The sequence below is a fragment of the Caldanaerovirga acetigignens genome (genome assembly GCF_900142995.1).
GTDB classification, from domain to species: Bacteria; Bacillota; Thermosediminibacteria; order Thermosediminibacterales; family Thermosediminibacteraceae; genus Fervidicola; species Fervidicola acetigignens.
The window spans coordinates 1-23,963 of record NZ_FRCR01000003.1 but is presented as its reverse complement, the minus strand read 5'-3'; the positions used below and the strand labels follow the sequence as shown (position 1 = coordinate 23,963).

General features: G+C 39.4%; 24 protein-coding genes and 1 pseudogene. All 25 read left to right on the top strand.

The window, feature by feature from the left end; genetic code table 11:
- Positions 1–131 precede the first annotated feature (131 nt).
- On the top strand, positions 132–1,328 hold the full coding sequence (locus tag BUB66_RS02815) for a transaldolase family protein (protein WP_073254348.1): 1,197 nt from the start codon (positions 132–134) through the stop codon (positions 1,326–1,328).
- A 51-nt stretch (positions 1,329–1,379) separates the two neighbouring features.
- On the top strand, positions 1,380–2,192 hold the full coding sequence (locus BUB66_RS02810) for a transketolase (RefSeq protein ID WP_073254884.1): 813 nt from the start codon (positions 1,380–1,382) through the stop codon (positions 2,190–2,192).
- Positions 2,185–3,144, top strand: coding sequence for a transketolase family protein (locus tag BUB66_RS02805; protein WP_073254345.1), 960 nt, complete (start codon positions 2,185–2,187; stop codon positions 3,142–3,144). The genes BUB66_RS02810 and BUB66_RS02805 overlap by 8 nt, the downstream gene beginning before the upstream one ends.
- 2 nt (positions 3,145–3,146) lie before the next feature.
- A complete protein-coding gene (rpiB, locus tag BUB66_RS02800) occupies positions 3,147–3,605 on the top strand; it encodes a ribose 5-phosphate isomerase B (RefSeq protein WP_073254342.1) in 459 nt (152 codons plus the stop codon).
- Between the two features lie 38 nt (positions 3,606–3,643).
- Positions 3,644–4,594: a PHP domain-containing protein gene (locus BUB66_RS02795; RefSeq protein WP_143156189.1), complete on the top strand. Its 951-nt coding sequence runs from the start codon at positions 3,644–3,646 to the stop codon at positions 4,592–4,594.
- Between the two features lie 4 nt (positions 4,595–4,598).
- Positions 4,599–5,528, top strand: a complete 930-nt coding sequence (locus BUB66_RS02790; RefSeq protein WP_073254336.1) for a class II fructose-bisphosphate aldolase — start codon at positions 4,599–4,601, stop codon at positions 5,526–5,528.
- 25 nt (positions 5,529–5,553) lie between these two features.
- Positions 5,554–6,378 carry a transketolase gene (locus BUB66_RS02785; RefSeq protein WP_143156188.1) on the top strand — a complete coding sequence of 275 codons (825 nt, stop codon included), beginning with the start codon at positions 5,554–5,556 and terminating at the stop codon, positions 6,376–6,378.
- Between the two features lie 39 nt (positions 6,379–6,417).
- Positions 6,418–7,350: a transketolase family protein gene (locus BUB66_RS02780; protein ID WP_073254333.1), complete on the top strand. Its 933-nt coding sequence runs from the start codon at positions 6,418–6,420 to the stop codon at positions 7,348–7,350.
- Positions 7,351–7,524: 174 nt separating this feature from the next.
- Positions 7,525–8,841, top strand: a complete 1,317-nt coding sequence (locus BUB66_RS02775; protein ID WP_073254330.1) for an FGGY-family carbohydrate kinase — start codon at positions 7,525–7,527, stop codon at positions 8,839–8,841.
- Between the two features lie 37 nt (positions 8,842–8,878).
- Positions 8,879–9,784, top strand: a complete 906-nt coding sequence (locus BUB66_RS02770; protein WP_073254327.1) for a dihydrodipicolinate synthase family protein — start codon at positions 8,879–8,881, stop codon at positions 9,782–9,784.
- Entirely contained in the window at positions 9,777–10,772 is a 996-nt protein-coding gene (locus tag BUB66_RS02765; protein ID WP_073254325.1) for a hydroxyacid dehydrogenase, read from the top strand. Before BUB66_RS02770 ends, BUB66_RS02765 begins: the two co-directional genes overlap by 8 nt.
- Positions 10,773–10,787: 15 nt before the next feature.
- Positions 10,788–12,098, top strand: coding sequence for a nickel pincer cofactor-dependent isomerase, group 22 (locus BUB66_RS02760; RefSeq protein ID WP_073254322.1), 1,311 nt, complete (start codon positions 10,788–10,790; stop codon positions 12,096–12,098).
- 73 nt (positions 12,099–12,171) lie between these two features.
- The gene (locus BUB66_RS02755; RefSeq protein ID WP_073254318.1) at positions 12,172–13,497 is read left to right on the top strand and encodes an FGGY-family carbohydrate kinase; all 1,326 of its coding nucleotides are present in this window, start codon (positions 12,172–12,174) and stop codon (positions 13,495–13,497) included.
- Between the two features lie 16 nt (positions 13,498–13,513).
- Positions 13,514–13,828 carry a UxaA family hydrolase gene (locus BUB66_RS02750; protein ID WP_073254315.1) on the top strand — a complete coding sequence of 105 codons (315 nt, stop codon included), beginning with the start codon at positions 13,514–13,516 and terminating at the stop codon, positions 13,826–13,828.
- Entirely contained in the window at positions 13,810–14,964 is a 1,155-nt protein-coding gene (locus tag BUB66_RS02745) for a UxaA family hydrolase (protein ID WP_073254312.1), read from the top strand. Before BUB66_RS02750 ends, BUB66_RS02745 begins: the two co-directional genes overlap by 19 nt.
- 27 nt (positions 14,965–14,991) lie before the next feature.
- Positions 14,992–16,443 (top strand): Nramp family divalent metal transporter, encoded by a 1,452-nt coding sequence (locus BUB66_RS02740; RefSeq protein ID WP_073254309.1) that lies wholly within the window; start codon positions 14,992–14,994, stop codon positions 16,441–16,443.
- 98 nt (positions 16,444–16,541) lie between these two features.
- On the top strand, positions 16,542–16,964 hold the full coding sequence (locus BUB66_RS02735; RefSeq protein ID WP_073254306.1) for a hypothetical protein: 423 nt from the start codon (positions 16,542–16,544) through the stop codon (positions 16,962–16,964).
- A gap of 36 nt (positions 16,965–17,000) precedes the next feature.
- Positions 17,001–18,698 (top strand): dihydroxy-acid dehydratase, encoded by a 1,698-nt coding sequence (ilvD, locus tag BUB66_RS02730; RefSeq protein WP_073254304.1) that lies wholly within the window; start codon positions 17,001–17,003, stop codon positions 18,696–18,698.
- Positions 18,699–18,747: 49 nt separating this feature from the next.
- A pseudogene (locus tag BUB66_RS02725) lies at positions 18,748–18,855 on the top strand (SDR family oxidoreductase); the annotation flags it as partial.
- Between the two features lie 164 nt (positions 18,856–19,019).
- Positions 19,020–19,439, top strand: a complete 420-nt coding sequence (locus BUB66_RS02720) for a HutP family protein (RefSeq protein ID WP_073254301.1) — start codon at positions 19,020–19,022, stop codon at positions 19,437–19,439.
- Between the two features lie 54 nt (positions 19,440–19,493).
- A complete protein-coding gene (locus BUB66_RS02715; RefSeq protein WP_073254298.1) occupies positions 19,494–20,909 on the top strand; it encodes a sigma-54 interaction domain-containing protein in 1,416 nt (471 codons plus the stop codon).
- 337 nt (positions 20,910–21,246) lie between these two features.
- Complete coding sequence (locus BUB66_RS02710; protein ID WP_073254295.1) at positions 21,247–22,431, top strand: CaiB/BaiF CoA transferase family protein; 1,185 nt, start codon at positions 21,247–21,249, stop codon at positions 22,429–22,431.
- A 16-nt stretch (positions 22,432–22,447) separates the two neighbouring features.
- A complete protein-coding gene (madL, locus tag BUB66_RS02705) occupies positions 22,448–22,822 on the top strand; it encodes a malonate transporter subunit MadL (protein ID WP_073254293.1) in 375 nt (124 codons plus the stop codon).
- 20 nt (positions 22,823–22,842) lie between these two features.
- Entirely contained in the window at positions 22,843–23,607 is a 765-nt protein-coding gene (gene madM / locus BUB66_RS02700) for a malonate transporter subunit MadM (RefSeq protein ID WP_073254290.1), read from the top strand.
- A 129-nt stretch (positions 23,608–23,736) separates the two neighbouring features.
- Positions 23,737–23,963, top strand: a 227-nt coding sequence (locus BUB66_RS02695; RefSeq protein WP_280144530.1) for a carboxyl transferase domain-containing protein, incomplete at its 3' end; no start/stop codon positions are given.

The window sequence follows — 23,963 nt, the reverse complement described above, 5'->3', positions numbered from 1 at the left end:
AACCTGCAAAAATCAAGGAGGAATAAGCCTTGCGATTTTATCGCAAGGGCTTATTTTTTTTTGGCACGAAAGTTGCTCTAACTTTTTCTCCAAAAGAAGAGGATTAATAGTGAGGGGGTTTTCTAAAAAAAATGAATCGCAATATTTATAAAGAAAGCGCTATGGAAAGACTTGCCGCTTTATCGGAAAAAATGGAACTTTGGTGGGATTCAAATCCGCTAATCTTCGAAAATTGGCGCGACGATTTTGTGGCTTCTGTAGAAAATGATTTAAAAGAGATCTTCGATATTCAGCTCAAGAAATTATGGGACGAGAAGGCCGACCCCGATGAATGGGTCTTAAAAGGCGTTACCACCAATCCGCCACTTACAAAGGCTGTATTCGATATTTTAAGGCCGGAATGGGAGAAAGTGATAAAAGATATAATTAAGGCAAATCCGGGTATGGACTATAAAGAGATGACGTGGGAAGCCTATAAAGAAGCGTGTAAAAGAGGGGCGGAAAAGTATCTTCCATTGTTTGAAAAATCAAATTACAAATATGGTTATGTGTCTGCCCAGGTAGATCCGAGGCTTTTTACTGACGAAAAGGAAATGTTAAGACAGGCTCTGGAATTAAAAGCGCTACAGCCCAACATAATGGTAAAAATTCCGACTACGAGGGCAGGGGTTTTGGCTATCTTTATACTTACATCTCTCGGAATTCCCACAAATGCCACGCTTTGCTTTACACTTCCCCAGATAATGGCGGTTGCAGAGGCAGTAAAGAACGGAAAGGCAATAGGTGAAAAGTACGGCGTTGACTATACTAGGTGGAGATCAGTCATAACCATTATGATAGGTAGGTTTGAAGATGCCAAGGTTTTCGAACAGCAGGCAAAAGAAAGAGGCATAGAACTTACCGAAGAGATGAAGAGATGGGCAGGAATAGCAGTTACCAAGAAGGCATGTAAGATTTTAAAAGAAAGGAATTATCCGAGCAAGATGCTGGTTGCATCCAGCAGGGTAAGCCCGAAGATAGATGGAGTTCAATATATATGGCACATTGAAAAGCTGGCAGGATGCGACCTTGTTTATACGATGAATCCGGAACTCATTAAATCCTTCATGACGCTTTATTTAGATAGGCCCGTGGAAAATAAATGCAGTGAACCTGTGCCTGATGATGTTATGGAAAAACTGCTCAAGATACCTTATTTTGCGGAAGGATATGGAGAGGATACGATAAGACCCGAAGACTTTGAAAAGTTGGAACCAACACTTACGACCTACAACCAATTTTCAAAAGCAGTGATGGAACTTGAGGAATATGTAAAGTCGCTTTTTTAGAAAAAGGGAGTGAGCAATTTGAATCTAACCGAGGATAAAATTGGCGCTATAATGAAGGCAGCTGAGAGAATTCGCAAGGACTGTATCTGGATGAGTACAAGAGCCGGGACCGGGCATCTGGGGCCCGCTTTATCGATAGCAGATATACTTGCAACCTTGTATATAGGGGTAATGAAAGTAGATCCCAAAAACCCAAAATGGCCCGACAGGGATCGATTGATACTAAGCAAAGGCCATGGTTGCCTTGCTCTCTATTCTATACTTTCGCAGGTTGGATTTTTTGACAGGAAATATTTAGGAGATTTCTGCACCAAATGCGACACTTTGCTTCCCGGGCATCCCGAATTAAAACTTCCGGGAGTGGAGGCAAATACGGGGTCTTTAGGACACGGTATTGCAATTGGAATGGGAATGGCTTTGGCTGCAAAACTGGATGGAAAGCAATACAGAGTTTTCGTGGTAACCGGTGATGGAGAATTGCAGGAAGGCAGCAACTGGGAGGCGGCGATGGCGGCAGCTCACCACAAACTGGACAATTTAGTGGTAATTGTGGATAGAAATAGACTGCAGCTTGGGGATCTTACAGAGAATATAAGCAAACTCGAGCCTCTTGAAGAAAAATGGAAGTCTTTCGGATGGAGAGTAAAGAGCATCAACGGCCATGATATAAAAGAGCTGCTTTCAACATTGAATGATGTTCCTTTTTCGATAGGGAAGCCTACTGCTATTATAGCCCATACTGTAAAAGGAAAAGGACTTAAAATTGCTGAAAACAAGGTAGAATGGCACTATAAGGTTTTAACGAAAGAACAATACGAAGAATTGAAAGAAGAATTGGCACTGGAGGAACTTCAAGATGAGTGAATTTAAAAAATCTACGAGGACATCTTTTGCAAAAGCTATTGTAGAGGTAGGGAATGAATATAAAGATGTGGTGGCCGTTGCAGCGGATTCGGCGTCTAGGTATGGAGATTTTGTAAAGAAATTTCCGGAAAGATGTTTTAATGTGGGGATAGCAGAGCAGACGATGATTGGTGTGGCTGCTGGTCTTGCGCTTTGCGGAAAAATTCCTGTAGTAACTTCTTATGCAAATTTCCTTGCATTTCGCGCCATAGAGCAAGTGCGGGTAGACATAGCAACGGCAGGCTTGAATGTAAAAATGGTGGGGACAGATACGAGTTTCTCTTCGGCGTGGTTAGGGTTTACCCATCTAGCCTTGGAAGATATAGCAGCTATAAGGTCGATACCCAATATAGTAATAATAGACCCTGCAGATGCTACAGAAGCGTATTTGGCGACAAAAGCGATGTTCGAATACAACGGGCCTGTGTACATGCGCTTACGCGGCAGGAAAGATGAGCCGGTATTGTTTGGCAAGGATTATGTTTTTAAGATAGGTAAAGGGAACGTTTTAAGAGAAGGGAAGGATGTGTTGATCGTCTCTTCGGGAAGCGCTGTATACGAGAGTTTGATTGCCTGGGAGATCTTAAGACAAAAAGGGATAGCGGCAGCAGTTGTGAATATGGCGACGATAAGGCCCTTGGACGAAGCCCTGCTTCTAGAAATGACCTCTTTAACAAAAAAAGTGGTTACTGTTGAACACCACAACATCACCGGTGGATTAGGGAGCGCTGTAGCAGAACTTCTTGCAGAAAAAAGGCCGAATGTAAAATTACTGAGAATGGGTGTGAAAGATACATTCGGAACTGCAGGCTCGGAGGAAATGTTAAAAGGCTATTTTGGCCTTGATGCAAAGGCGATAGCTGAAAGGGTGGAAAGCTTTTTAAAAAATGATTATAAAAGCGAGGTGAATTGACCGTGAAGGTAATAATTGGGAGCGATCATTTCGGATTTAAGTTGAAGGAAGTCATAAAAGAGCATATAGAAGCTAAGGGTATAGAGGTTGTCGATATAGGGGTTTATGACGAAAGCCCTGTTGATTATCCAGACGTTGGAGTAGCGCTGGCGGAAAGGGTTGCTTCAGGGGAATTCGAAAGGGGAATACTGATATGCGGGACCGGAATAGGTATGGCAATAGTTGCCAATAAAGTTCCGGGAGTTAGGGCTGCCGTTTGCCATGATGTATATTCTGCGGAAAGGGCGAGGAAGAGCAACGATGCCCAGGTCATGGCGATGGGTGCTCAAATAGTGGGCCCGGAACTTGCCAAAAAACTGGTAGATATATGGCTCGAGTCCGAGTTTCAGGGAGGAAGGTCACTGCCCAAAGTAGAAAAAATTAATAAGATAGACGAAAAATACAGGTGCAAGACTGCTTAAATTGGCAAAACCAGGAAGGAAGGGAAAGGTGGTGTGGGATGAGGTACGATTGCGATTTACACTGCCATACCGTGCGCTCCGACGGATACGATACCCCCGAGGAACTGATAATTAATGCAAAAGAAGCGGGGTTGAAAGTTGTAGCGATAACCGACCACGACATACAGCCGCCTCTTTATGTAGAAACTGATGGGGAAAAGCTTGATATAAGGCTGTACGCCAAGAAGTACGGGCTCGAGTTGGTTCTGGGATATGAATTTTCCTGCGACACTTACGTAGACGATGTTCACATCCTGGGATACAAAATGGATTTTGAAAGCCCTCTCTTACAAGAAGAAGTGGAGAGGGCAAAAAGGAGTAAGTCCGATGCTTATAGGGAACTTTGCGAGATTCTGACGTCAAAAGGCATGCCTATAGATTACGAAAATGAGATACTTAGGTATACGGACGAAGAAGGAAACGTACGGTACAGAGATCCGGATGAGGTTCAGAGAAAACATATTTTTGAGGTAATGGCTAAAAAAGGATACGCTCCTACCTGGCAGGAAGCGAAAATACTGGTCAGAGATGACCCGGAGCTTAACGTGAGGAGAAAAAAGATAAGTCCTTTTGATGCGATAGATTTGATTAAAGCTTGCGGAGGCACAGCGGTACTTGCCCACCCATTCCTCATAGATGAAGTCATAACATACCCCGATGGCAGGAATTTGACCAGGAAGGAGTATATAGACAGGTTGGTAAAACATGGATTGGACGGAATAGAGGCCTGCTATACCTACAGCAAGACCAGCTATAAAGGTTCTTTAAGTGATGACGAGATCGAAAGAATTGTAAAAGAAGAGTATAAAGGGAGGGTAAAATTCTTTACTGGCGGTTCTGATTACCACGCTGACCACAAAAAAGGAGTGGAAAACCCCAGGTATTTGGGAGAGCGAGGGATTTCCTTAAGGGAATTCGAAGAAATAAGAGATTACCTTGTTGGAGAGTGATATTATGCCTCTAATAGATAGCAAGGGCATGTTAATATATGCCATGGAAAATAAGTTTGCTGTGGGCGCTTTTAACGCCAACAACCTCGAGACAGCACAGGCGATAATTGAGGCTGCAGAGGAAGAAAATGCGCCCGTAATAGTCCAGATAAGCCAGGGTGCCATTGATTATGCGGGTGAAGATTGTTTCTTTGCCATAGTTAAAACTCTTGCGCAAAAAGCGTCGGTTCCCGTGGTGTGCCACTTGGACCATGGTGTGGACTTCGGCACGGTAATTAGGGCATTGAGGGCCGGATTCACTTCTCTTATGTTCGACGGTTCTTCACTGCCTTTTGAGGAGAATGTGAAGATTACGAAGATGCTTGTAGAGATAGCCCACGCCTCAGGAGTCCCACTTGAAGCGGAGATAGGCAAGGTCCCGGATGCAGCGAAAGGTCCTCTTTCTCCGGAAGAGGTCAAAAAATACCTGACAACTCCGGAAGAAGCACAAGAGTTTTGCGAAAAGACGGGTGTTGACTCGCTGGCAGTAGCAGTGGGGAGTGCCCACAGGATGAAAGTCCAATCGGTAAGACTTGACATTGAAAGGATTGCGAATATAAGAGAGCGAGTTGGGGTCCCGTTGGTGTTGCACGGAGCATCGGGGGTAATGGACGAATCGGTAATAGAGGCGATTAAAGCGGGTATCAGCAAGATAAACTTTGCAACAGAGCTTAACAAGGCTTTTACGAATGCGATAAAAGAAAAATTACAAGCAGAGCCGGAACTCGTGGACGTAAGAAAATACGGTGCTTATGCAAGAGAACGGGTGAAAAAAGTGGTGAAAGAAAAAATAAAGCTGTTAAATTCCACGGGGAAAGCTGAAGAAATAATGGATTTTATAAATAAGAACAGGTATTTTGAGAAAAAGAGCGATACATCGAAAATAGTAGAGTAATTAAGCGATTATCGGGGGATAAGAAATGCTGAAAAAGGAAGAACTCGTGTATCTAAAAGAGATGGCAAAAAAGATAAGATGTCACATAATTGAGATGATAGCCGAGGCAGGGTCTGGCCATCCTGGAGGCTCCCTTTCTTGTACAGATATACTAGTTGCTCTTTATTTCCATGAGATGAGAATTGACCCCTCAAATCCAAATTGGCAGGATAGGGACAGATTCGTGCTTTCAAAAGGACACGCTGCCCCTGCCCTGTATGCAGTTCTAGCCGAAAGGGGATATTTCCCAATGGAAGAATTGAAAACTTTAAGAAAAACTGGCTCAATGCTCCAAGGGCATCCGGATATGAAAAAGACGCCGGGAGTTGATATGACTACCGGTTCGTTAGGGCAGGGGCTTTCGGCGGCCAATGGAATGGCTATAGCCGGAAAGCTAGACGGCAAGGATTATCGCGTATACGTGCTTTTAGGCGATGGAGAACTGGAAGAAGGCCAGGTATGGGAAGCGGCTATGGCTGCAGCCCACTACAAACTGGATAACCTGACAGCTTTTGTAGATCACAACGGCTTGCAGATAGATGGCCCTATAACTGATGTAATGTCGCCAGAAATAATACAGGAGAAATTCAAAGCTTTTGGATGGCACGTTATTGAAATAAATGGACACGACTTCGAAGATATAATCAGTGCAATAAAGCAGGCAAAGAAAATAAAAGGCAAACCGACGGTAATAGTAGCAAATACGGTAAAGGGGAAAGGCGTCCCATATATGGAAAACAAAGTTGACTGGCACGGCAAAGCACCTACGAAAGAGCAGGCACAGGAAGCTCTAAAAGCTCTTAGAGGCTAAATTAAACCAATAATGTCATAAAAGAGTGGAGGTAATAAAATGGCAAAGATTGCAACGAGAGAAGCTTACGGGGAAGCTCTTGCCGAGCTGGGAGAAGAGATGAAAGACATAATAGTTTTGGACGCGGACCTGTCGAAATCTACAAAGACGAGTGTTTTTGCAAAAAAATTTCCGGAACGATTTTTCAATGTAGGAATAGCAGAGCAGAACTTGATGGGCACCGCAGCGGGTCTTGCTACATGCGGGAAGATACCTTTTGCCAGCACCTTTGCAGTATTTGCCTGCGGGAGGGCTTTCGAACAAATAAGAAACTCTATATGCTATCCTAATCTGAACGTCAAAATTGCAGCGACTCATGCAGGGATCACCGTAGGAGAAGACGGGGCTACGCACCAATCCGTAGAAGATATAGCTCTTATGAGGTCGTTGCCCAACATGACCGTGATTAGTCCTGCGGATGCAGTAGAGACCAAAAAAGCGGTGCGCGCTGCAGCAAAGCTCAAAGGGCCGGTTTATCTGCGACTGGGGAGGCACCCTGTAGAAACAATATTCGATGATAGTTATGAATTTGAAGTAGGAAAGGGAGTCGTATTGGGGGATGGCAGGGATGTTGCATTGATAGCGACGGGAATAATGGTAGGTGAGTCGCTTAAGGCGGCGGAAATTTTGGCCAAAGAAGGCATAGATGCTATGGTAGTAAACATCCACACAATAAAACCTATAGATGAGGAAGCGATATTAAAAGCTGCAGAATGCGGTGCTATAGTTACTGCAGAAGAGCATACAGTCATAGGCGGGTTAGGGAGTGCAGTGGCGGAGATAATTGCCGAGAAAAAGCCTGTTCGGATGAAAAAAGTAGGTATTAGGGATGTGTTTGGGATGTCAGGCAAGCCGGAGGAATTGATGAAAGCTTACGGCATAACTGCCGAAGATATAGTAAATGCTGCAAAATCGCTTTTATCGACTGACTAAAATGCATTTTTGCAATACACTTATAAATTATTTATGCAATTATGCATTATAATACTTAGCTAAATTAGAGTGACATTGAGGGAAATCGGAAGATTTTGTGATGAGATTTTTTGGTATAAATCTTGCTAATGAAAAAATTTTGGAGTTGCTTTCTGTGAAAGGAGAGCATTTACAGTGAATATTTTATCTGTAGATTTTGGAACATCTTCAGTTAAAATGGCTATTCTAAATAAAAATTTAGAAGTACTTGCAACTACAAAATTTGAATATAATTACGAAGTTATAGAAAAATTCAAGATACAATTAGATGCGGAAACGATTTTCAAAGCATTTTTAGAAGGTCTAAAGTCTTTTGAAAATTACCTTAAGAAAATAGATGTATTAGTTTTCTGTGTTTTTTCTCCGTGTTTGATAGCTATGGACAAGGAAGGTAGGCCTCTATATCCGGCCATAATTCATTTAGATAGGAGGAGTTATCCTCAATCAAAATATGCAATAAAGGTAGTAGGAAAAAATAACTTTTTGAAAATCAATGGGAATCTGCCGTTCCCTGGAGGAATTTCATGTACTAGCATTTTGTGGATAAAAGATAACTGTGAAGATATATACAAAAAAACTTATAAATTTGGGCATTTAAATACATTTATACATCGGTGTTTAGTAGGGAAGTGGATAATTGACCCCTCAAATGCTTCTTTTACAGGTCTCTATGAAACGTTAAAACTGAACGGTACTTGGTCAGATGATATTTGTAATGCATTAGGTATAGACACGAATAAGTTGCCAGACGTTGTCCCTTCGTTGAGCATAGCTGGAAAGTTGTCAAAAGAAGCGGCCTCACTTACTGGCCTGCGAGAAGGTATACCAGTTGCAGTTGGCGCGAACGACACTACAAGTGCTGCCTACGGTGCAGGTGCGGTTGAAAAAGGGGATATATTGAATATTTCGGGTAGCAGTGAAATCGTGACGATTACGACTGATGATCCTAAGCCCCATGAAAAGTATTACGTAAGGGTTTCTATGGAAAACGGGAAATGGCTTTATCTTGCTATTACTGTGGGAGGATTCGCTCTAGAGTGGTTCAGGAAAGAGTTTTATAAAGAAATGGATAAAAAATATTTCTACGAAGTATATTTGCCGGAAGTTTTAAAGAAAAATATCAAGACTGATGTAAAATTTAAACCCTATCTTGCTGGGGACAGGCACAGTTTAGCGAAGAAAAAGGGTGCGTTTACCGGACTTACGTTTGATACGACGAGAGAAGATTTTCTGATAGGTCTACTCATAGGGACATACGAGCCCGTATTTAATGCAATAAATATATGCAAAAAACAGATGAAACTCAATACTACAATATATTGGACTGGCGGTATGATAAGCGATGCTTATCTAGAGTTCAAAAAAAGGATATTTAAGGGATTTAACTTCGACATGAAAAAAGATTGCACAATAATAGGAAACGGTAAAGTAGCATTAAAGCTATTATGCTAAAAGTCGAAAATCTATAAATAGAAAGGATGTTGCTCAAATGTCTGAAATAAAAAACAAATTGACAGGTGTTTTCATTCCCGTAGTGACGCCTTTCGTTGACCAAAAAATTGATTATAAGGGCTTTGAAGAAAATATAGAAAAGTGGAATAAAAGCAAAGTAAAAGGATATATGCCTTTAGGAAGCAACGGAGAATTCAGAAGTTTGACAGACGAAGAGGCTTTAAAGTTGGTAGAAATTATTGCTAAAAAAAGAGCAAAAGACAAGACACTAATAGTAGGCGCAGGGCGAGAATCGGCATGGGCGACAATAGAGTTTATAAAAAAGATAGCGGAATTTGGGATAGATTTCGCAAGTGTCATAACTCCTCACTATTTTGCATCCAAGATGAATGATGAAGCTCTGATACGGTTCTATACAGAAGTGGCCGATAAATCGCCGATTCCTGTTATGATATACTGCATACCAAGGTCGGCAAATGGCGTGCTGATATCGCAAAAGGCTATTTCTGCTCTATCTTGCCACCCAAATATTGCTGGCATTAAGGACTCTTCTAAAGAAGATATAGGTATGTTTGTAAATGCAGTGCCTGAAGGTGCAGAATTCTACGTATTGTCTGGCTCTATAAACAAATTTTTAGATGGACTGGAAAAAGGGGCGATAGGCGGAGTCCTTTCGATGGCCAACTACCTGCCGGACTTATGCTGCAAGATACAGGAACTGTTTGATGCCGGTAAGATTGATGAGGCAAAAACGCTGAGCGACAGGCTATGTAATATAAACGAAAAAGTATCCGGGCATGGCGGGGTTGCAGCAGTAAAGGCGGCTATGGATATACTGGGGTACTTTGGAGGGGAACCGAGGATACCTTTGCTTCCGTTGAAAGAAAATGAAGTAGAGGAAATAAGGAAAATTTTGAAGGAAGAGGGACTGTTAAATGATTAAGGTGCTGCTTTCTCAGGAAATCCATCCGGAAGGAAGAAAACTGTTAGAAGGCAAGTTTGATGTTAGGATTGCTCCAAGTGCCGCTGAAGCCGATTTGATAGAAGCCGCAAAAGATGTTGAAGCGATTATATTGAGGACTAACGCAAAAATAACGAGAAAAATAATAGAAAGCGCCCCAAAACTAAAGATTATATCTAGAACAGGTGCAGGAGTCGACAACGTAGATGTAGATGCTGCAACTGAAAAAGGTATTCTTGTCTGCAATTTGCCTGCTGTAAACAATGTATCGGTAGCAGAACATGCTGTAGCCCTAATAATGCACCTAGCAAAGCAACTTAGCGCTATGGATAGAGCTGTACGTGAAGGCAAATGGAGTATCAGAAATTCAAATATAGCGGTAGAATTGGAAGGTAAGATCCTCGGAGTAATAGGGATGGGAAGCATTGGAGCCCTTGTGGCGAAAAAGTGCCATGATGGATTGGGGATGAAGATTTTAGCCTACGATCCCTATACTAAAGAAAAGTTCAAAGACTGCGACTACGAATTTGTAGGTGATTTAAAAGAGTTGTTCAGGCGGGCAGATTTTGTGACGCTCCACTGTCCCGACACTCCGCAAACGCGGGGCATGGTCACAAGGGATTTGATATATTCCATGAAGCCTACAGCTTATATCGTTAACACTGCAAGAGGAACTTTGATAGATGAAAAGGCGTTGATTGATGCCCTTAAGGAAAGAAGTATTGCAGGGGCGGGGCTTGATGTATTCACTGAAGAGCCTCCTGATAAAGACAATGAATTGCTGAAATTGGACAACGTAGTGCTTTCGCCTCATTCTGCTGCGATGACAAAAGAGGCAACAACCCGAATGTCCACAGAGGCTGCTCAGGCAGTGGTCGATTACTTTGAAGGAAGACAGCCGAGATATATTTTCAATATCAAGGGACTAATAGAAAAAGGCGTTGAGTTATCTTATAAATCACGATTTTAAAACAGGAGGAAAATGATGGATAAATACGGTCTTAAGATAGATTTTGAACCCATTATAAATTTGGTAGATGATGTAATTATACCCAAGATGTATAAAATCAGACAGCATTTTGAGACTCCGAGGCTTACGGATCCGATAAAGAAATTGCATAAAGAACTTCTAAGAAAAAGTGACCAGTTAAAAAGCCTAAGGGATAAAAGAGTCTGCATAGCGGTGGGAAGCAGGGGTATAAACAACATTTCGATATATGTCAGAGAACTTGTAAAGCTTGTTACAGAATATGGGGGAAAGCCGTTTATTATACCCGCCATGGGAAGCCACGGCGGTGCTACCCCGGAAGGGCAAAGGAAAGTATTAGAAGAATTGGGAATAACAGACGACGAGGTAGGGGCACCCGTTATATCTAATCTTGATGTGGAATACTTGGGGGATACCGAAGAAGGAATTCCGGTTTATACGAGCCTTGATGCGCTCAATTCTGATGCTGTAATTCTCATAAACAGGGTCAAACCCCATACGTCCTTCAGAGGCGATATTGAAAGCGGATTGATAAAGATGGCTGTCATCGGGCTTGGAAAACAAAAAGGAGCAGACCTTTGCCACAAAATGGGGTTTTACAGATTTGCTGATAGGTTAAAATCGATGGCGAGGATGGTACTTTCAAAAGTTCCGGTGGCCTTCGGAGTAGCCCTCCTGGAAAACGCTTACGATGAAACGGCGGATATAAAGGTACTCTTGCCGCAAGAGTTTTTTGAGGAAGAGCCCAAACTTTTAGAAAAAGCAAAATCGTGGATGCCGAGGCTCCCTGTAGATAACATCGACGTCTTGATAGTAGATGAAATCGGTAAAGACATTAGCGGAGACGGAATGGACCCAAATATAACCGGCAGGTTTGCCTCGGAATTCGTAAAAGGAGACAAGAATGTCAACAGGATAGTCGTCCTTCGTTTGACCGAAAGGACAAAAGGAAATGCCAATGGAATTGGCGTTGCTGATGTTACGACTCTAAAAGTCCTTGGAGAGTCGGATTTGACAAAAGGCTATATAAATTCAATAACCGCGGCAATACCGCCGACAGTAAGGATACCTATGGTGATGCCTAATGATTATTATGCGATAAAAGCGGCGATAAAGACGGCAAACAACCTGGACTATAGTGGCGAAAAAACGCGTATTGTGAGGATTAAAAACACTTTACAGCTTGAATATTTATATATATCTAAGGCATTAATAAGTGAGATAAGAGACAATAGTGATATTGAAATAGTTGAGGGGCCGATAACTTTTAAATTTGACATTAATGGAAATCTATTGACGTGGTGGTAATAATTTGGATGAAAATTATTAGCATGAATAAATAAAGTTATACTCTAAAAAGTTTAACTAGGGAGGAAATATTGTGTATATATTTTCAGTAGATTTTGGAACGTCATCATTGAAAAGTGCAATTATTGATGAAGATATGAATATAATTGCAACTGCAAAAAAAGATTATGAACTTAAAGTTACTGAAGGAGACAAGGTTGAGTTAGACCCTGAACAGATTTTCAAATCTTTTGTTAAGGCTGCTCAAGAATTAAATAAATATATGAACGATGTAGAAATCATAGCTTTTGATCATCTTTCTCCTTCTGTGATGTTTTTAGATGATGAAGGGAATCCATTGTATCCAATAATTACTCACCTTGATAGGCGGAGTTTAAAACAAACGCAAGAAATTGTTAGTAAGATGGGAGAAGATGAATTTCAGAAAATTACAGGAGTGCTTCCTTTTGCAGGTGGAGTGTCAATAACTAGCATATTATGGATAAAAGAGAATTTACCGGAAATATTTAAAAAATCTTATAAAATAGGTCATTTTAATACATATTTTTGCAAAAAGCTTACGGGTAAATGGGCTATAGATCCTGTTAATGCATCTATGATGGGGTTATATGAAACAATAACAGAGAGTGGATGGTCTAAGGAAATAACTAGTATATTTGGTATACCAGTTGAGAAACTACCCGAAATTATGCCAGCTGGAACCATATTAGGAGGATTATGCAGAGAAGTCTCAAATTTAACTGGCTTAAAGGAAGGTATTCCGGTAATTTTAGGATCTAATGATGCTGCTACTGCTCAAATCGGAGCTAATAATGTAAACGCGGGAGATGTATTAAATATTTCAGGAAGTAGTGAAATACTATCAATTATTACGGATAAACCAATATTGAATAAAAAATACTACATTAGAAAGGCAATAAACCCTGGAAAATGGCAGGTATTTGCGATTGTTACGGGGGGCTTTGCAATAGAATGGTTTAGAAAGGAATTCTGCCGTGAAATGGATATAAATGAGTATTATAATGAGTATATTCCTAATTTAATTAAAAATAGAGCAAAAAAAGAAGAAGTTGAATTTTTACCATATTTAACTGGTGATAGACATAGTCTTGAAAAAAAGAGGGGAGGGTTTATAGGTTTAACCTTAGATACAACTAGAGAAGATCTATTGCTCTCAATATTATATGGTATACACAACCCTCTTATCGAAGTTTTTAAACTGGCAGGAGAATTTTTAACCCTAAACAAAACGATAAAAATAACTGGAGGATTAACGAAAGATGATAGTATTATTCATTTAAAAGAAAAGATTTTTAAAGGATTTAATTTCGAAATAGTTAACGATTGTCCGTTAATAGGGGCAGCGAAGTTAGCCATGAATTCTTTAAAAGGCAATTAAAATAGAGGTGGGAAAGATGTCAAAAAATATAGTAATAATGAATGCAAAAGATAATGTAGCGACAGCAATTAAAAATATAAGTAAAGGAGAAAAATTGTTAGAAGAAAAAGTTTTAGACGTAAAAACAAAGCAAAATATTCCCTTTGGACATAAAGTAGCTTTAAGAGATATTAAAAAGGGGGAAATTGTTATAAAGTATGGAGACCCTATAGGGGTAGCGATTAAAGACATTTTAGTAGGTGAGCATGTTCATATCCATAATATGGAAGGACTTAGAGGAAGAGGAGATAAAAAGGGAGGAAAAATTAAAGAATGTTATGGGGATTTTTAAGACAAGATGGACAGGTAGGAATTAGAAATTATTTATTAATAATATCGTCTGTGGTGTGTGCCAATAGAGTGACAGAACTTATAGCACAAGCGGTGCCTGGTGCAATACCAATAACTCATCAGCATGGATGTGCACAAATTGGCGAAGATATGGAAATAGTATTCCGAACATTAGAGGGAACGGGGAAAAATCCTAATGTAGGAGCAGTTTTGGTTGTTGGTTTAGGTTGTGAAAGCGTAAATGCAGAAGAGCTAGCGATAAAAATTAGTAAAAGCAACAAGATGGTTGACTGTGTTTCAATACAAAAAGTAGGAGGCACTGCAAAAGCAATTGAAGAAGGTATAAAAAAAGCTAAGAAAATGTTACAGGAATTAAAAGTTATCAAAAGAGAACCTTTTGGGTGGGAGAAAATTATTTTGGGTACTGAATGTGGAGGTTCTGATACGACTTCTGGAATTGCTGCAAATCCAGCAGTAGGTCGTGTGGCAGATAGAATTGTAAAATTGGGGGGTACTGTGATCTTATCAGAAACTACTGAAATTATTGGAGCAGAACATATATTGGCAAAACGTGCTGTAACTAACGAATTAGGGGAAAGACTAATAGATTTGATAAAAAGAGTAGAAGAAAGATATTCGAAGTTGGGTGTGGATTTCAGGGGGGGTAATCCTGCGCCGGGAAATGTAGAAGGTGGGATAACAACATTGGAAGAAAAATCACTTGGAGCTATACATAAGGCAGGCACAAGTATATTTCAGGAAATATTAGATTATGCTCAAAAACCATCAAAAAAAGGTTTAGTTATTATGGATACTCCTGGACATGATGTTGAATCGATGACTGGTATGGTAGCAGGGGGCTGTCAAGTGATTCTCTTTACAACGGGCAGGGGGACTCCAACAGGACATCCAATTTGTCCAGTTATAAAAATTACAGGAAATCCTCAAACATGGGAAAAAATGCAGGATGACATTGATATAAATGCAAGTCCTATCGTTTTAGGGGAGAAAACATTGGATGAAATCGGGGAAGAAATTTTTAAATATTTAATTGATGTTATAAATGGTAAATTAGCAAAAGCGGAGGTGATGGGACATAGAGAATTTGGAATAACAAGAATATCGATGTCTTTATAAAAATTAAAATTTGAAGGAGGTATATTTGTGAAAAATCAAGAGAATAAAAGAGAAGTGGTTATTACTTATCTAGAACCGCCAGAAGATTTAAAAGAAGGCAATTTTCTTAAGCTGTTAAAATATTTTGGCCCTGGTGCAATACTCACTTCAATTACTATTGGTAGCGGTGAAGTGTTTTTCTCATCAAGAGGTGGAGCTGTATTTGGCTATAGTATTTTATGGTGTTTCATTTTAGGAGCTATAATGAAATGTATTCAGACTTACGCTGCAAATAGATATATAACACTTACTGGAGAACACCCGATGACACGTTGGGCCTATATGTTTCCTGGTCCTAAAGGATGGTTCCCGCTACTATTAGGCGTAATTAGTATAATGTGTTTCCCATTCTGGGAAGGGGGAGTTTCTGGGCTTTTGGCGAATATGCTTTATAACAATACAAAAATTTTAAGTCAAGCAATCTGGGCTACTATACTAATATGGGGAGCTTTTGCGCTGTTTATGGCTGGTGGATATGATACAATGGAAAAAGCTCAGACAGCGATAGTAGGGACAATGGTTGTATGTATATTGGCTGCAGTAGTTGCTTCAAAGCCTGATTGGTTGCAAGTAATAATTGGTAGTCTAATTCCTCGCATACCTTCGTATGAACCGTGGATTGCAGAAAAATATCCTAGTATTGCAGCACGTCCAATTTGGGTAGAGATAATCACGTATATGGGTGCTATTGGTGGTGGAACATACGATTATATTGGGTACACGGGAATGCTGCGAGAAAAAGGATGGGGGACCTTAGGTAGAGAGGATTTGGATGAAATAAGAGAATACCTTGTTAGTTTAAAAAATGAACGCATTCCTTTGAGCGAAGATCCTGCTGAAGTTAAAAAAGGGCTGGCATGGGCAAAAGCTGCATTTATGGACAACATAGTTTCGTATGGGTTACTTGTTATTTTTACGATAGGGTTCATGGTAAATGGAGCTGTTATATTACATCCGGCTCATTTAGTACCTGCTGATAATGAAATGTTAACTCATCAGGCTAAGTTTTTAACAGTGATACATCCAATGCTGGTTTATCTATACTATGTTGCAGTTTTCTTTGCGCTGTTCGGTACAGTGTACGGTATTTATATGGGCTATGTTTATACTACTTATGAAACTTTGTCACCTGTTATAAGAAAAATTAGAGAAATAGGACCATCAGGATTAAAATTACCTGTTGCTCTCTATGTTGCAATAGGTGGAACCATAGCTGTTTGGACAAAACTTAATCCTACTGTTATCATCACTCCGGCTTCTATAATCGGTGGAGTATTGACTGGTGGAATTTGGTGTTTAGCTATGTATTGGACTGATAAAAAAATGCTTCCGAAGCCTTATCAACTTAGTCCTATTGGCTCTGTACTATTAATTGTTTCAGGTGTTGTTATGACTTTTATGGGACTGGTTGCAGTTCTCCAATTCTTTAAAGTTATATAAAAAGTCTTTAGGGCAAAAGTCAATAAAAATGTCAATATTGGCTTTTGCCCTACTAATTGAATTTTTTTAATCGAAGACATGAAAAGGAGTAATTTTTTATGAGGTGGAATAATCTAATTGCAAGTGTAAGTCTATTTATACTATTATATATAAAAATTGTTCAAGGGAAAATATGGATGTCAATAGTATTAGGGTTCCTTGGAATTTTTTATTTGTTTAGGTTTTTCAAGTCTATCGTAATAAATAAAAAGAATTATAATTATAAAAGACAAGTTTCTCAAAAAAAGCCGGGAAAGGAAAAATTGTTGGAATATATTAAACTAAATGAGAAATTAGCTAAAAATTGGCTCATACTATCTGTAAGTGCTGGTGTATTTGGAATTGTAGGGTTTTCAATTTTAAAGTATCCTCCTTTTAGTTTACTTATGATTATAATAGGTCTATATTGTACAATTCGTTATAGGAAAATTGTTAATATAATTAAAAAAGGAAAATTTGCATTAAATATTAACAAAGAATAAAGAGGAGTAATTATGAAGAAAGGAGCGAAATAAACAATGATTAACGGTAAGATTCAAAACGCAAAAAAAGTAAGAGATATTTGGCCACAATCAGATGCTTTAAGGTTGGGAACTAATTGGAGCGAAGAAGATCTAGATAAATACCAAATATTAGTAGATGATGTTTGGGGAGAAAGTCATCCCGGTAGCATACATCTGAATCAACTAAGCGAACAGGCTGCAATCGGTATATGGGAAAGTGGAGCAAGACCTGCACATTTTCATGTAACGGATATATGTGATGGATGGGCTCAGGGTCATGATGGAATGAATTATGTTTTGGCGTCTAGAGAGATAATGGCTGATATGGTAGAAATTCATGGTTCAGTGTGGCCGTGGGATGGTATCATACTTATTTCTTCTTGTGATAAGTCTATTCCAGCACACTTAATGGCTGCTGCCAGATTGAATCTTCCGGCGATACATGTCCCTGGAGGAAGTATGCGTCCAGGACCTAGAATGAGTAATACAATTTTAGGAGATTGTTCTATCAAGAAAAAAGAAGGAAAAATAACAGACGAAGAAGTAAGAAAGTTGCAAAGGACTGCAGCGCCAACATGTGGAGCATGTCAATTTATGGGTACAGCGAGTACGATGCAGTGTATGTCGGAGGCTTTAGGTATGGCTTTGCCAGGAAGCGCATTGGCACCAGCAACAATGAGTGTTATACAACATATAGCTAGGAAGTCGGGACAGGCGGTTGTAAATTTAGTAAAAAAAGGAATAAAACCTTCGGATATTTTAACTAAAGAGGCATTCGAAAATGCTATTGCAATTCATGCTGCAATCGGAGGTTCCACAAATGCATTATTGCATTTACCAGCAATTGCAAGAGAATTAAACATTGAAATTTCTTTAGATGTTTTTGATAAATACAATCGAATTATACCTCATCTAGCTTGGGTTCAACCAAATGGCCCGTATCCAAGCGAGTTGTTTTGGTTTGCTGGAGGAATACCATTAGTTCAATGGTATCTTAAGGACTATTTGCATTTAGACGTAATGACAGTTACGGGCGAAACATTAAGAGAAAATCTAAATAAACTTAAATCAAGTGGATTTTTTGATCAATATATAGGATTTTTAGACAATTATAATGTATCTAGGGATGAAATAATAAATCCACCTGAAAAGGCGACGATGATGGGTTCGATAGCAGTGTTATTTGGCAATCTAGCGCCAAAAGGAGCAGTTGTAAAGTATTCGGCAGTTAATAAAGAAATGCTAATACATAAAGGTCCTGCTCGTGTATTTAACAGTGAAGAAGAAGCTTGTGACGCCGTGGTTTCAAATAAAATAAAACCTGGTGACGTTGTTATCATTAGATATGAAGGTTTTTTGGGCAGTGGGATGCCAGAAATGCTTATGACAACGGAAGCATTAGCGCTAAAACCTGAATTGTCAAAGACCACAGCTCTTGTGACTGATGGGAGATTTTCTGGAGGAACTAGAGGGCCTTGCATTGGTCATGTATCGCCTGAAGCAGCCGAGGGTGGACCAATTGCGCTAGTGGAAAATAATGATATCATTGAAATAAATATTCCTGAACGAAGATTGAATATAGTTGGAATTGAAGGTAAGTATTTAAACGAAGAAGAAATAATTAAATGTTTAAATGAAAGAAGGAAGAAATGGGAACCTCCAAAATCAAGATTTAATAAAGGCGTTATGAAAAAGCTTAGAGGTAAAAATTAATATTAAACTTTACTTTTTGAAAAAATTATCAACTGTTGGATTTGTAGCAGGAAAGCCAGAAGAAATAGCTGAAGTTATATTTTTCTTAGCCTCAGAAAGGGCGAGCTATATCACGGGAGCCAACATCATGGTCGATGGAGGATGGACGGCATTTTAGTTAGTAAAGAGGGGTGCCAAAATGACAAACAAGGTGCCTCTCTTTTTTAATCGCTTTGATATCAAAATAAAGGACTTTTTTTCTTAATGAATGTTCTCAAATTAAATGATAAAATAAAAACTATATATAATATTTTTATCATTAACCGAAAGGAGAACAGTAAAATGGAAATGTTACCTCCAGCGAATATAGGGAAGATGGCTCTTTTCCTTGCGCTAACTTCTACTGCTGAAGAAGAGGAGAAACTGAAAAGAGAATATAAAGAAAGTGGATATCTTTGTGGGGTAACTGGTATAGGCGGCGATTGCGATGAACTAAAAAGGAAAATTAATATTGCAGCCATCGGGGCGTGCTTAAATAATAATATAATTAACAAAACCCCAAAAGAGATTCATGCTGTAATACATGCTTCGCTTGAAGCTAAAGAAGGATTATTGCTCAGCGCTCCGAGTGGAGGAAACTTTGCAGGCAAGATAGCCGTAGTGAGATACGGTGATTGGTTAGCTGTTGCGATATACGGGCACTCGGCTATGCATGCGATGACAAATCACGAAAGAGTCGGATTAGGAATTATGCACGTATGAATAGCATGACAAGATTATATTAATTGACGGGCAACAAAAGGAGTGGCGATGTAATTGGAAGGGAGAGGTTTTTTACATCTAAGGGATGAATTAAATCTTTTAGAAAAATACCTGGAAATTGAAAGGACAAAAACTTATATTTTAGAAAGCATACTTATGGATAGTCCTGAAGGTATAATTGTAATTGATGCCGAAGGCTATGTTGCGTTTATCAATAGAGCTTATATCCTGTTGTCATGTAATAGGATGAAAGATGCTATAGTTGGAAAGAGAATAGATGAAGTTTTTAAAGATTCGCGATTGATAAGTGTTATAAAAACTGGGAAAGGGGAAATTGTCGAAGATTCTAACATTATAAAAGTAATTGAACCAATTTTGAAGGAAGGAAGAATAGTTGGGGCAATAGAAAGGCTCATAGATAAGAAAAGGATTTGTGATTTTAAAAGCAATCCTCTTAATGAAAATAAAGGTTTGGTTTTATCAGAAAGCCTAAATTATGAAAAGGGATTAATTGATCCTTTAGATAAAATAATAGGGTGTAGTAATGTTATAAAAGAATTAAAAAGTAAAATTGCAAAAATAGCAAATACTGATTCTACGGTCCTAATTACTGGGGAAAGTGGTACAGGGAAAGAAGTGGTGGCAAATGTAATTCATGAATTGAGTCCAAGAAAGGGAAATAATTTAGTAAAAATAAATTGTGCGGCAATACCAGCTAATATTTTAGAATCTGAATTATTCGGATATGAAGATGGCGCTTTTACAGGAGCCAGAAAAGGAGGCAAAGCAGGTAAATTTGAGTTAGCGGATAAAGGAACAATCTTTTTAGACGAGATCGGCGAAATGTGCGTCGAGATGCAAGCCAAATTACTTAGGGTTTTGCAGGAAAGGGAGATAGAGAGGATTGGGGGGAGTTCGCCTAAAAAGGTGGATGTCCGAATAATTGCAGCAACAAATCAGGATTTAGAACAGAAGGTCAGCAAGGGAGAATTTAGAGAAGACCTTTACTACAGGTTGAATGTAGTAAGAATTCACCTCCCACCGTTGCGGGAAAGGGTTGAGGATATCCCGTTGATTTGTAATCATCTATTAAAAAAGTACAGTAAAAAGTTCGGCAAGAAGGTAGATGGGATAGAAGAAAAGGCCATGGAATATCTTAAAAATTACAGTTGGCCGGGAAATGTTAGGGAATTGGAGAATGTGATAGAAAGGGCCTTTAATTTTATAGAAGAAGGCACAATAAAGTTAGAGCACTTGCCGGAATATATTTTGAAAGGAATGCTTTTAAATTGTATAAAAGTGAAAAGCAAGGACTATAACCACACAACCTTAAGTGAGATTGAGAAACAGAGCTTAATAAATGCTTTGAAGGTATGTAACGGCAATAAAAGTAGAGCGGCAAGAATGCTGGGTATAAGCAGGGCGGGCTTATATCAAAAGTTAAGAAAATATGGCATAGAAATGTTATAAAAATAGACAGTGTAAATAATATATACAATAATGAAATTGGCTTTATTCATGGCGAAATGATAAAACCTATCTATGTAATATGTAAAAGAGATTAACACTTATAAGAATTAAAATTCCCAGATTTATTCCATGATCGAACTTGGCATGTAAATTGCATAATTGACCTAATAAGCAAAATCAATATTGATAAATTTGAGTGAATGAGTGAGAGAGTGGGCCGTTCCAATTAAAGGCTCATTTTTCTTTTAATGGGACTAGAAGTTTATTTGGAGGTGATAGAAAATCTTAAAGCTTTGTTTTTACGTTTTTTAACAACATAATTCTGGGAGGTAGAAAGATGAAGCCACTAGAAGGATTAAAAGTTTTGGACTTATCACGAGTTTTAGCGGGACCTTTCGCTACAATGATATTGGGAGACTTGGGAGCAGAAATTATTAAGATTGAGATTCCTGGAGTGGGAGATGATTCTAGGAGTTTTGGTCCCTTTATAAAAAATGAAAGCGCATATTTTATGAGTATCAATAGAAATAAAAAAAGTATTACTTTGAACTTGAAGAAAAAAGAAGGAATAGAAATCCTAAAAAAATTGGTTGAAAAATGCGATGTATTAGTTGAGAATTTCAGGCCTGGGACTATGGAAAAGTTAGGAATAGGTTATGATGAATTAAAGAAGATAAATCCTAGGATTATATATGCAGCTTGTTCGGGATTTGGACATACCGGACCATATAGCCAGAGACCTGCCTATGATGTAATAGTTCAGGGGATGGGGGGAATTATGAGCATAACCGGCCAACCCGGTGGGCCACCCACGAGAGTTGGAGCATCGATTGGAGATATAACTGCGGCACTTTTCCTTGTGATAGGTATTCTGGCTGCACTAAATGTTAGAGAAAAAACAGGTTTGGGACAGAAAATAGATGTGGCTATGTTAGACTGCCAAGTTGCAATTCTTGAAAATGCTATTGCCAGGTATTTTGTAACCGGAAAATCTCCTCAACCTATAGGCAATAGACATCCTTCAATCACTCCGTTTTCTTCGTTTAAAACGAAAGATGGTTTTGTTATAATAGCAGTGGGAAATGACAATTTGTGGGCTAAGTTTTGCAATGTCGTAGGAAGGTCAGAATTAATTGACGACGAGAGGTTTAGGACCAATCCTGACAGGACAAAAAATTGGGAAGAGTTAGAGCCGATTTTAAACGAAATCTTCAGCGAAAAGACTACTGATGAATGGCTGGAAATTTTAGAAAAAGCAGGTATACCGTGTGGACCTATAAATAACATAGAAAGGATCGTAAACGACCCACAGGTAAGGGCTAGAGAAATGCTCGTAGAGCTTGAGCATCCCGTGGCAGGAAAAATGAAGGTTCCAGGAATTCCCATTAAATTCTCCGAAACACCGGGTAAAGTTGAAAGTCCTGCACCTCTGTTGGGGCAGCATACCAAGGAGGTTTTAAAAGAAATGTTAGGCTTTACTGAAGAGCAGATAGAAACTCTGAGGGCAAATGAAGCGATTTGAGAAAGGAGTAGATTGTATGGAGATATATGGACTTGGGATTATTGCCTTTTGCATGTTTGCAGGTACTTTTATAGGAAACCTGCTAGGGGAATTATTGGGAGTCAAAGGAGATGTAGGTGGCGTAGGAATTGCAATGTTATTTCTGGTGCTTATAAGCAACTACCTTGAGGCGAAAGGAAAGCCCTTTCCAGAAAAAACTGCAAAAGGCATAGAGTTTGTGAGTTCACTTTATATTCCAATAGTGGTAGCTATGTCCTCAATCCAAAATGTTGTAGCGGCTTTTTCTGGAGGTGCAGTAGCATTCCTTGCAGGGGGACTTGCGACAATTGGTTCGATGCTCTTGATCCCCCTTATTTCAAAAATCGGGACGACTCAAGAGAGCAAGAAATAAATAAAAGGAGCTGAAAGAGTATGGTTGCTAACATAATCACCAAACTTTTCACGTCTTATGGTTTGGTAGGGGCTATAGGCATAGTAGCGCTTATAATGTTCATCGCATATTCCATAGCAGATGCCATTGGGCAAAAGAGGATGGGTTCAGCATTTGCCATAATAATCGGTCTTATTTTGGCTTATATTGCTGGCAAGTATACTGGAGGGGAAAAAGGTCTATCCGATATAAAGCTTTTTGCAGGCCTTGGACTCTTAGGCGGCGGGATGCTTAGAGACTATGCCATAATCTCTACTGCTTACGGTGTAAAGCTTGAAAACTTAAAAAAAGCGGGACTTGTAGGCGTTATTTCCTTATTGGTTGGTGTTGCCTTCTCATTCGTGGTTGGGGCTATTGTTGCTGTTGCTTTAGGATTTAAAAATCCTGTGGATATAACTACTATAGGAGCGGGAGCAGTGACGTTCATAGTTGGTCCGGTAACGGGGAGTGCCCTTGGAGCAAGTTCTGAAGTAATTGCGCTTTCAATAGCAGCCGGAGTTGTAAAATCAGTGTTAACAATGATCATTACGCCTATAATAGCGCCAGTTATAGGTTTGAATAATCCAACGGCAGCCATGGTATACGGAGGACTTCTTGGAACGACTAGCGGCGTTGCAGGAGGGCTTGCTGCTACTGATCCAAAACTGGTACCTTATGGTGCAATGACGGCTACTTTTTACACGGGTTTAGGAACTCTTCTTGTTCCATCCGTAGGCTTTCTTATAATAAGAGCTATATTTGGTTAAAAATAAATAATTAATAGCGGGCGTAGTGTATGAGTGTTTTTGTGAGGGCCCTAATATAGATGGAGATTAATCTATTAGGGCCCTCATGCTTTGATTGAATATTGTGAAGTTTAAAAGGAGTGGGATGCCATGGAAACGATGGAACAAAAACTTGAAGAGCTAAGGCAAAGAAGGGAACAAATAAGGCAAGGCGGCGGAGAAAAGAGGATAAAAAAGCAGCACGAAAGCGGAAAACTTACAGCAAGAGAAAGGATAGAAAAACTGCTCGACGAAGGGAGCTTCGTGGAAATCGACGCCTTTGTAGAACACCGCTGCATAGACTTCGACATGGCCCAAGAAAAAGCCCCCGGCGAAGG